Raw genomic sequence first — 8,716 nt, 5'->3', positions numbered from 1 at the left:
GCCCGCTCGCACCTCACCCCTCCGACGCCGCCACCCGCCGCGCCCGCACCAGGGTGAACACCCCCGCCGCCACGACCAGCCCCGCGCCCACGGCCACGTTGGTCCGCAGCGTCTCGCCGAACACGAAGAACCCCAGCAGCGAGGCGAACACCAGTTGCAGGTAGGCGAACGGCTGCACCGCCGACGCCTCGGCCACCTCGTAGGCCTTGATCAGCAGCCAGTGCCCCGTCGCGCCCATGACGCACAACAGCGCCATCCAGCCCCAGTCGCGCGGCACCATCGGCTCCCAGAACCACAGGCCGATCAGCGTCATCGACACCGCCCCCACCGTCCCGGTGTAGAAGAAGCTCGTCGCCGCGCTGTCGCGGGCCGAGACGTAGCGCGTTAGCAGCCCGTAGAGCGCGAACATCAGCGCCGAGGCGAAGGGCACCAGCGCCGCCAGCGTGAACACCCCGCTGCCGGGCTGCAGGATCACCAGGATCCCGACGAACCCGACCCCGATCGCGCACCACCGCCGCCACCCGACCTTCTCGCCCAGCACCGGCCCCGACAGCGCGGCGATCAGCAGCGGGTAGCAGGCGAAGATCGCGTGCCCCTCGATCAGCCCGAGCAGCACGAACGCGGCCACCATGACGCAGATCTCGAAGCTGAGCAGCAGCCCCCGGAACACCTGCACGACCGGCTGGCGCGTCGCCGCCGCGCGGCGGATCGAGCCCGACTGGCGCAGCGCGATGGCGATGACGAAGCTGGCGAAGAACCAGTAGCGGATCATCACCACCATGAAGATGTTGTAGGTCTCGCCCAGGTGGCGCGACAGGCCGTCCTGCAGCGCGAAGACGAGGGTGGTGGCGACCATGAAGGCGATGCCGCGGTGGTGGTCGCTCATGCCAGCCGCGCCCGCGTCATGTGCCGCTTGCGCCCGTAGCCCGGCGCGCGGTCGACGGCGAACCCCGCCGCCGCGAGCGCGCGGCGGACGTGGCCCGCGGCGCTGTAGGTCGCGGCGGTGCCGCCGGGGGCGGTGTGGCGGGCGACCTCGGCGAGCAGCGCGTCGGTCCAGAGCTCCGGGTTCTTCGGCGGCGAGAACCCGTCGAGGAACCACGCGTCGGCCCGCCCGCGCCAGCGCGGCAGGGTCTCGCGCGCGTCGCCCGCGATCACCGTCAGCGTCGCGTCGGCCAGCTCCAGCGGCGACTCGGGCACGCCGCCGGCCAGCGTGTCGGCGAGCGGCGCGCCGCAGGCGGCGAGGGCGCGGGCGAGGTCGGGCGTGGCCATCGGGTAGGCCTCGAAGCTCGTGAAGCGCAGCCGCCCCGGCGCCCCGGCGGCGCGCCAGGCGGCGAGCGTCATCAGGAAGTTCAGCCCGGTCCCGAAGCCGAGCTCGGCGACATGGAAGCCGTCGGCGAAGCGCGCGGGCAGGTCGTTGCCGGCGAGGAAGACGTGCGCCGTCTCGGCGGGGCCATCGGCGAGCGAGAAGTACGGATCGTCGAACCGCCGCGCCACCGGGGTGCCGTCCTTCCAGTCGATCTCGGCGCTCTGGCCCCGCACTGCCGTCTCCCCTAGAACCGCGCGGGACCATGGAGCGGAGGCCGAGGGATGGCAACGCCGGATGTGACGGTGAAGGGCGCCGGGGTGTTCGGCCTCGCGGTGGCCTACGCCTGCGCGCGGCGCGGCGCGCGGGTGCGGGTGATCGACCCGGCCGGCCCCGCCGCCGGGGCCTCGGGCGGGATCGTCGGCGCGCTCGCGCCGCACGTGCCCGAGCATTGGAACGACAAGAAGGCGTTCCAGCTCGAGAGCCTGCTGATGGGCGAGGATTGGTGGGGCGGCGTCGCCGGGCTCTCGGGCGAGGACCCCGGCTACGCCCGCAGCGGCCGCCTCCAGCCCCTCGCCGACGACGCGGCGGTGGCGCTGGCCAAGACCCGCGCGACGGGCGCGGCGGCGCTCTGGCAGGGGGCGGCGCGCTGGGAGGTGGTGGCGGGCGACGGCGGCTGGGGCGTGGCGAGCCCGACGGGGCTCTTCGTCCACGACACGCTCTCGGGCCGCCTCTTCCCCCGCCGCGCGACGCGGGCGCTCGCGGCGGCGGTCGCGATGCTGGGCGGCGAGGTGGTCGCCGAGGGCGCGGAGGCGGGGGCGGTGGTCTGGGCGACGGGCTGGCGCGGGCTGGCCGAGGTCGGCGGGGCCGGGGTGAAGGGACAGGCGGCGCGGCTCGCGCTGGCGCTGCCGGCGAGGCGGCCGCAGCTCTTCGCCGACGGCCTGCACGTCATCCCCCACGCCGACGGCACTGTCGCCATCGGCTCGACCTCCGAGCGCGACTTCGCCGCCCCCGACACGACCGACGACCGGCTCGACGCCCTCGTCGCCCGCGCCCGCGCCCTCGTCCCGGCGCTGGCCGGCGCGCCGGTGGTGGAGCGCTGGGCCGGGGTGCGCCCGCGCGCCAGGAGCCGCGCGCCGCTGCTCGGGCCGCACCCGGCGCGGGCGGGGCAATTCATCGCGAACGGCGGTTTCAAGATCGGCTTCGGCATGGCGCCGCTGGCGGGCGAGGCGATGGCCGACCTCGTCCTCGAGGGCCGCGACGGCCGCATCCCCGCCGGCTTCCGCCCCTGAGCGAATCCCGGCTTCATCTGGCCATAAATATGCACGGCCGCCGGCGGACGGCCCACGCGACGATGGGGTGGGGAGGTGAGAGGCTGGACAACGACCCAAGCGGGGCTCGTTACGGCTGCTTCCTTCCGGACCTGACCGGGTTGGCGAGGCGCCTGCCCGCGCCAACCTCTCGAGCGGTGATCTAGTCGCCCCGCGCGCGCCTTGCAAGGGGGCGGGTCAGATCGTGATCGCGAAGCGGGCGAAGCCGCTCTCGCCGGGGCCGAGGTGGCGCAGGCCGCGCGCGACGCGGGGCAGCGGCGCGGCGAGGGCGGCGGCGGCGGTCTCGAACAGCACCTCCGTCGGCTGCGCGAGCGGGGCGAAGCGCCAGACCGGCTCGGCGCGCGGCACGAGGCGGTCGGCGGCGGCGAAGGCGTCGAGCAGCGCGGTGCGGGCGGCGATCGCCCCGACGCGCAGCGGGCGGGCGGTCTCGGCCGGGAAGCCGCCGCCGCCGGTGGCGCGGAAGCTCGTCGTCACCAGCGCGAACCGGTCGGCGGGGGCGACGGGGCGGCCGGCATGGGCGAGGCCGCGCACCCGGCGCGCCCCGGGCGCGACGAGGTGGCCGTCGGGCGCGTGGCGGGGCGGGGCGGAGACGTCGATCTCGTAGGTCAGCCCGTGGATCACGTCGAAGTTGAAGCCCGGCGCGTCGCCCTGGATCAGCGGCTGGCGCGGGGCGCCGGGCCGGATGGTGCAGAACAGCGCCGCCGCGCGCTCCAGCCAGGCGGCGAGGCCCGCGCCGGTGATCTCGAGCACCGTGAGCGTGTCGGGATAGAGGCAGAGCGCGGCGGCGGCGCGATAGGCGACGGGGCCGGCGGGGATGTCGAGGAAGTTTCCCGCCCCGCCGAGCCCGCCGGTGCGCAGCGGCGCGACGGCCGCGAGCAGCGGCAGCCCCGGCGGCAGCAGCGGCGCGACGGCGGCGCGCTGGGCGTCGGCGAGCAGGGTGAGCGCCGCGTCGGGGGCGACGAGCGCCCAGTGGCTGCGCAGCGGCGCGTCGAGATGGCCGACGGGGCGGCGCAGGGCGTCGAGCGCGGCGAGGTGGGCGGGACGCGCGGCGGCGACGATGGCCGGGTCCTCGGCCGCCGCGCCGCCGATCGGCTCGGCGGCGGCCTCGTGGGAGAGGATGCGCCAGCCGCCGCTACCGCCTTGGCGGCGCTCGAGCAGCAGGTCGATGCGCCCGAGGTGCGAGCCGTTGGCGCCGGCCATGACGGCGGGCTTGCCGTGCAGCGTCCCCGCCGCCGGGTCGACGGCCGCGTCGGGAACGAAGTGCGGGCCGGGAAACACCCGGTGGACATGCCCGGCGAGCACCACGTCGATCCCCTCGAGCGCGGCGAGGGGGACGGCGGCGTTCTCCATGCCCGGCGCGTGCGCGCTGCTGCCGATCCCGGCGTGGCACAGCGCGATCACCAGCTCCGCCCCCGCCGCCTTGAGCCGGTGCAGCTCGGCGCGGGCGCTGGCGACGATGTCTTCCGTCTCGACCGCGTCGCCGAGGACGTGGCTGTCCCAGCGGGTGATCTGCGGCGGCGCGAAGCCGATCACGCCGACGCGCAGCCTGCGCCGCCGCCCGTCGCCCATGGTCAGCCGCCGCTCGAGCACGACCCACGGCGTCACCCCCGCGAGCGGCGCGCCGCCCCGGCTGCGCACGTTGGCGGACACGATCGGGAAGGTCGCGTCGGCGAGGCAGCGGGCGAGGACGTCGAGGCCGTAGTTGAACTCGTGGTTGCCCAGCGTCGCCGCGTCGTAGCCGAGCGCGTTCATCGCCGCGATGGCCGGGTGCGGCGCAATGGCGGCGGCGGCGGTGCCGGCCTCGGCGGCGATGTCGGCGAGCGGGCTGCCCTGCAGGAAGTCGCCGTTGTCGAACAGCAGGCTGTTGGCCGCCGCCCGGCGCAGCGGGCGCAGCAGGCTGGCGGTGCGGGCGAGGCCGGTCGTGGCGTCGGGGCGGTCGGCGTAGTAATCGTAGCCGAGCAGGTGGGTGTGCAGGTCCGTTGTCTCGAAGACCCGCAGCACGGTGCGCGTCGCCGTGGGGGTGAACGGGCGGGTGAGGATGAGCGCACTCTCCTTCCGGTTATCCACTCTTGCCCCGGATGCAACCCTAAGGAATGTCACGCGCGGCGCAAGGGGAAAGGCGATTGCGCGGCCCCGCGGGCCGTGCGACCCAGCCGGAATGCGGATTGCGGAACAGGTGACATTCGGAGGCTCCGGCCTCGACAGGGCGGCCGAGCTGCGCGGCGACGCCGCCACGCTGGCCGCCGATCCGGCGGCGCGGACGGTGCTGCTGTGGCGCGGCAAGGTGCTGGTGACGGGCGAGGCGGAGCTCGCGGTGCTGCGTCTGCCGCTGGCGGAGGTGCCGGGGGTGGAGGGGCCGCCGGTGCTGCTCGGCCGCGAGGACGGCGCGCCGCTGTTCGGCAGCGACATCTCCGGCTGGGCACCCGACGAGCTGCCCGAGGACGGCTTCCTCGACCCGACCGAGCAGCGCCACCCGGACCTGCCCGAGGGCAGCCGGTTCCTCGAGCTGCGCGCGGTGATGACCGGGCTCTCGCCGCGCGACGCGGAGGTGGCGGCGACGGCGAAGGCGCTCTTCGGCTGGCACGCGAGCCACGGCTTCTGCGCGGTCTGCGGCAATGCCTCGCGCATGGAGATGGGCGGCTGGCAGCGGGTCTGCCCGCAATGCGGCGGGCGGCACTTCCCGCGCACGGACCCGGTGGTCATCATGCTGATAACGCGGGGCAATTCGCTCCTTCTCGGGCGCTCGCCGCACTGGCCGGAGCGGATGTACTCGCTGCTCGCGGGCTTCGTCGAGCCGGGCGAGACGATCGAGGCGGCGGTGCGCCGGGAGGTGGCGGAGGAGACCGGCGTGCGGGTCGGGCGGGTGGACTACCTCGCCAGCCAGCCGTGGCCGTTCCCGACATCGCTGATGATCGGCTGCCGGGGCGTCGCGGAGACCGAGGCGCTGACGCTCGACCCGGTGGAGATCGAGGCGGCGGAGTGGGTGAGCCGGGAGCGGCTGCTCGACGTGTTCGCGGGCCGCGACGAGTCGATCCAGCCCGCGCGGGCCGGGTCGATCGCGCATTTCCTGATGCACAACTGGCTTGCGGACCGGCTGGATTGACGCGACAACTTCCCGACCTTCGACAAGGGGCCGGCAGCAGATGAAATTCTCCACCCGCGAAGATATCGAGGCGCCGATCGAGACGGTGTTCGAGGCGCTCTCCGACTTCAGCGGCTTCGAGCGCTGGGCGCTGCGCCGGGGCGCGCGGATCGAGCGGCTCGACGGCGGCACCCGCACCGAGGCGGGCGCGCGCTGGCAGGTGGAGTTCGACTTTCGCGGCAAGCGGCGCGAGGTGACGGCGACGGTGAGCCGGTTCGAGCCGCCCGAGGGCTACCGGATCACGAGCGTGTCGTCGGGGCTCGAGGGCGAGACGAGCGTCGAGCTGGTGGCGCTGGCGCAGGACCGGACGCGGCTGCTGTTCGCGCAGGAGCTGCGGCCGACGACGCTGGCGGCGCGGCTGATGCTGCAGTCGCTCAAGCTGGCGAAGGGCTCGCTCGAGGCGCGGCTCGACAAGCGGATCGACGACCTCGCCCGCACCATCGAGAAGCGCCGCCGAGCCGGGCGGGCCTGACCTTCCCCGCGGGGAAGATGTTGCGCAATATCAGTATCTTGCGAGCGTTGCGTCGATCCGGGCCGCGGTCTGCTCCTGGCCGTCTGCGTCGAGGCTGTCGGCGCTGATGGTGGCCAGCAGCCTCGGCTCGTAGGTCTTGCGCGACTTGGCGTAGGCGAGGTCGTAGTGCTGCTCCATCAGCGCGCGGGTCAGCGCCGGCTTGTCGCCCGCCGCCAGCAGCGCCAGCCAGCCCTCGACCACTTCCCGGCCCCGATGCGCGATCAGCGGGCGAAGGCGCTCGGTGAGGCGGGGGGCGTCGGAGAGGATGTCGTGGTAGGCGGCGGTGAGGTAGGCGGTGCGCGCCTCGAGCGGGGCCGTCACCTCGATGCGCGGCGCGGCCTTCATCGCCAGCCACAGGGCGGGCGGGATCAGGATGTCGCCGACCTTGTTGCTCTCGGCCTCCACCAGCACCGGCCGCGCCGGGTCGAGCCCGTCGAGGATGCCGGCGAGGGCGCTCTCGAAGCCCTTCTGCGAGGGCTGCCCGCCGGGGCGCTCGCCGAGCAGGGAGCCGCGGTGGTTGGCCAGCCCCTCGAGGTCGATCACCTGCACGCCGCGCGCGGCGAGGCGGTGGAGCAGGTCGGTCTTGGCGGTGCCGGTATTGCCGTCGAGCAGCACGAAGCGGTGCGGCAGGGGCGGGCCGTAGAGCGCGGCGTGGATCAGGCGGCGGTAGCTCTGGTAGCCGCCGGCGACGCTTTCGGCGCGCCAGCCGATCTGCTGCAGCATCCAGGTGAAGCTGCCCGAGCGCTGGCCGCCGCGCCAGCAATAGACCAGCGGCCGCCAGCCGCCCTCCTTGTGCGCGAGCGGCCCGGCGATGTGGTCGGCGGCGTTGCGGAACACCTTCGCCGCGCCGATCTTGCGGGCGAGGAAGGGGCTCTGCTGGACGTACATCGTCCCGACCTCGGCGCGTTCGGCGTCGTCGAGGACGGGGAGGTTGATCGCGCCGGGGACGTGATCCTCGGCGAACTCGGCGGGGCTGCGCACGTCGATGACGGTGTCGTAGCCGTGGGCGAGGAGGTCGGCGAGGGTCGGGAAGGTCAGCGGCATGGGCCGGGTGTAGCGTGGGCGGGGCCGGGCCGGAAGGGGTGTGGCCGGTGAGAGGGTAGGCCGGGGGCGACGGGGGCGTCAGGGGCGCAGGGAGAGCCCCTGCCGCAGGAAGATCCATCCGAGGGCGCCGAGCCAGACGAGGGTGATGCCGCCGAGCATGCGTTCGTAGACGCCGTCGATGTGGGTGGGCAGGAAGTAGAAGATCGGCGCGAGGATCGCCCAGGCGATGCCGGCGAAGAGGAACACCCAGCGCCAGCCGCGCCCGGCATGGCCCGCGCCCGGGGCCATGACGAGCGGGCCGAGGGCGAAGAAGACGCCGAGGATGTAGGTCAGATAGACGTGGATCACGATGCCGTCGCTGTCGTCGTCGCCGTATTCGTTGCGCGCGCCGACGACGATGACGGTGGCGGCGAGGAGCGCGAGGCTCAGGGTGCCGACGCTCCAGCCGTTGCCGCCGAGGTGCAGGTGGCCCGCGCCGATGGCAGCGGCGAACAGGGCGGCGGCGTAGCCGTAGAGGGCGATGTCCATGATGATCTCGGTCTCGCCCGCCGCCAGATCGCTGATCGTGTCGGCGACCCAGTCGTAGTTTGGCACGTAGAACGGCGCGATGAGGGTGCCGGCGACGAGGGAGACGCAGCCGAGCCACGTGATGGCGGCCAGCGTGATCAGGAGCTCGGAGCGCAGGTGCTCGGTGGAGAGGGGGCCGGGACGCATGGAGGAAGAAGCTGCGGAAGATGGTGAAGGTTCCGTCGGCTGAGGGGAAATTGTTCCAGCGCCGCGGGGAACTCTGCCGTTGGGCGGCTGTTGATGGCTCAGGAAATGCAACAGCTGAAAAGGCTAGAGACATGAAACTGATGACCGCCAGCGCCCTCGCCCTCTCCGTGTTCGCCACCGGTGCCGTCGCCGAGACGCACACGATGAGCATCGCGAGCGCCGACCTGAACACCATGCAGGCCGACCTGATCCGCAGCCGCGACATCACCGGCGGCACGATCTACACGACCAACGAGGCCGACGACGAAGGCTGGGACTCCGCCAACGTCTACGACACGGTCGGCGACGGCTGGGAGTCGATCGGCGAGATCGAGGACATCGTGCTGTCGCGTGACGGCCAGATGATCGGCCTCGTCGCCGAGGTGGGCGGCTTCCTCGACATCGGCGACAAGCACGTGATGGTGTCGGTCGACGACATCAGCCTCGTCGCGGTGGACGACCAGGAATACGCCTACGTCACCCGCCTGAACGAGGAAGACCTCGAGGCGCTCGAGGGCATCGACGAGGGCTTCTGGGACTGAGCCGGGCCGAGCCGGACGGAACCGGGGCGCGGGGGGAGACCTCCGCGCCCTTTCCTTTTGCGCCGGGGCGCTGTAGAGGGGCGGGTCTTT

9 protein-coding genes and 1 other RNA gene are annotated in these 8,716 nt (G+C 73.9%); 4 read left to right on the top strand and 6 right to left on the bottom strand.

Annotated features, from left to right (window positions below):
* Positions 1-13: 13 nt before the first annotated feature.
* Both OG2516_RS09730 and mnmC2 read right to left on the bottom strand, forming a co-directional pair.
* Positions 14-886, bottom strand: coding sequence for a DMT family transporter (locus OG2516_RS09730; RefSeq protein WP_007255491.1), 873 nt, complete (start codon positions 884-886; stop codon positions 14-16).
* Positions 883-1,539 carry a tRNA (5-methylaminomethyl-2-thiouridine)(34)-methyltransferase MnmC2 gene (gene mnmC2 / locus OG2516_RS09725; protein WP_007255490.1) on the bottom strand — a complete coding sequence of 219 codons (657 nt, stop codon included), beginning with the start codon at positions 1,537-1,539 and terminating at the stop codon, positions 883-885. The genes OG2516_RS09730 and mnmC2 overlap by 4 nt, the downstream gene beginning before the upstream one ends.
* Positions 1,540-1,587: 48 nt before the next feature.
* Here mnmC2 and OG2516_RS09720 point away from each other — a divergent pair, with 48 nt between their 5' ends.
* A complete protein-coding gene (locus OG2516_RS09720; RefSeq protein WP_007255489.1) occupies positions 1,588-2,595 on the top strand; it encodes an NAD(P)/FAD-dependent oxidoreductase in 1,008 nt (335 codons plus the stop codon).
* A 74-nt stretch (positions 2,596-2,669) separates the two neighbouring features.
* On the opposite strand, the gene ffs is transcribed toward OG2516_RS09720, so the two are convergent.
* Together ffs and OG2516_RS09715 are read right to left on the bottom strand one after the other, a co-directional pair.
* Positions 2,670-2,766, bottom strand: an RNA gene (gene ffs / locus OG2516_RS19535) — signal recognition particle sRNA small type.
* A 45-nt stretch (positions 2,767-2,811) separates the two neighbouring features.
* A complete protein-coding gene (locus tag OG2516_RS09715; protein ID WP_007255488.1) occupies positions 2,812-4,701 on the bottom strand; it encodes a bifunctional 2',3'-cyclic-nucleotide 2'-phosphodiesterase/3'-nucleotidase in 1,890 nt (629 codons plus the stop codon).
* A 91-nt stretch (positions 4,702-4,792) separates the two neighbouring features.
* Between OG2516_RS09715 and nudC the strand changes: the two genes are divergently transcribed.
* Positions 4,793-5,737 carry an NAD(+) diphosphatase gene (nudC, locus tag OG2516_RS09710; protein WP_007255487.1) on the top strand — a complete coding sequence of 315 codons (945 nt, stop codon included), beginning with the start codon at positions 4,793-4,795 and terminating at the stop codon, positions 5,735-5,737.
* 40 nt (positions 5,738-5,777) lie between these two features.
* Entirely contained in the window at positions 5,778-6,248 is a 471-nt protein-coding gene (locus OG2516_RS09705; protein WP_007255486.1) for an SRPBCC family protein, read from the top strand.
* Positions 6,249-6,278: 30 nt separating this feature from the next.
* Here OG2516_RS09705 and mnmH read toward each other — a convergent pair whose 3' ends face one another.
* Positions 6,279-7,331 carry a tRNA 2-selenouridine(34) synthase MnmH gene (mnmH, locus tag OG2516_RS09700; RefSeq protein WP_007255485.1) on the bottom strand — a complete coding sequence of 351 codons (1,053 nt, stop codon included), beginning with the start codon at positions 7,329-7,331 and terminating at the stop codon, positions 6,279-6,281.
* A 78-nt stretch (positions 7,332-7,409) separates the two neighbouring features.
* The gene (locus OG2516_RS09695; RefSeq protein ID WP_007255484.1) at positions 7,410-8,045 is read right to left on the bottom strand and encodes a DUF998 domain-containing protein; all 636 of its coding nucleotides are present in this window, start codon (positions 8,043-8,045) and stop codon (positions 7,410-7,412) included.
* A gap of 131 nt (positions 8,046-8,176) precedes the next feature.
* Here OG2516_RS09695 and OG2516_RS09690 point away from each other — a divergent pair, with 131 nt between their 5' ends.
* Positions 8,177-8,626 carry a PRC-barrel domain-containing protein gene (locus tag OG2516_RS09690; RefSeq protein WP_007255483.1) on the top strand — a complete coding sequence of 150 codons (450 nt, stop codon included), beginning with the start codon at positions 8,177-8,179 and terminating at the stop codon, positions 8,624-8,626.
* Positions 8,627-8,716: the final 90 nt, after the last annotated feature.

This window comes from Oceanicola granulosus HTCC2516 (assembly GCF_000153305.1).
Classification (GTDB): Bacteria; Pseudomonadota; Alphaproteobacteria; order Rhodobacterales; family Rhodobacteraceae; genus Oceanicola; species Oceanicola granulosus.
Note: the sequence above shows the minus strand (reverse complement) of the source record. Positions and strands in the feature narration are given on the sequence as shown.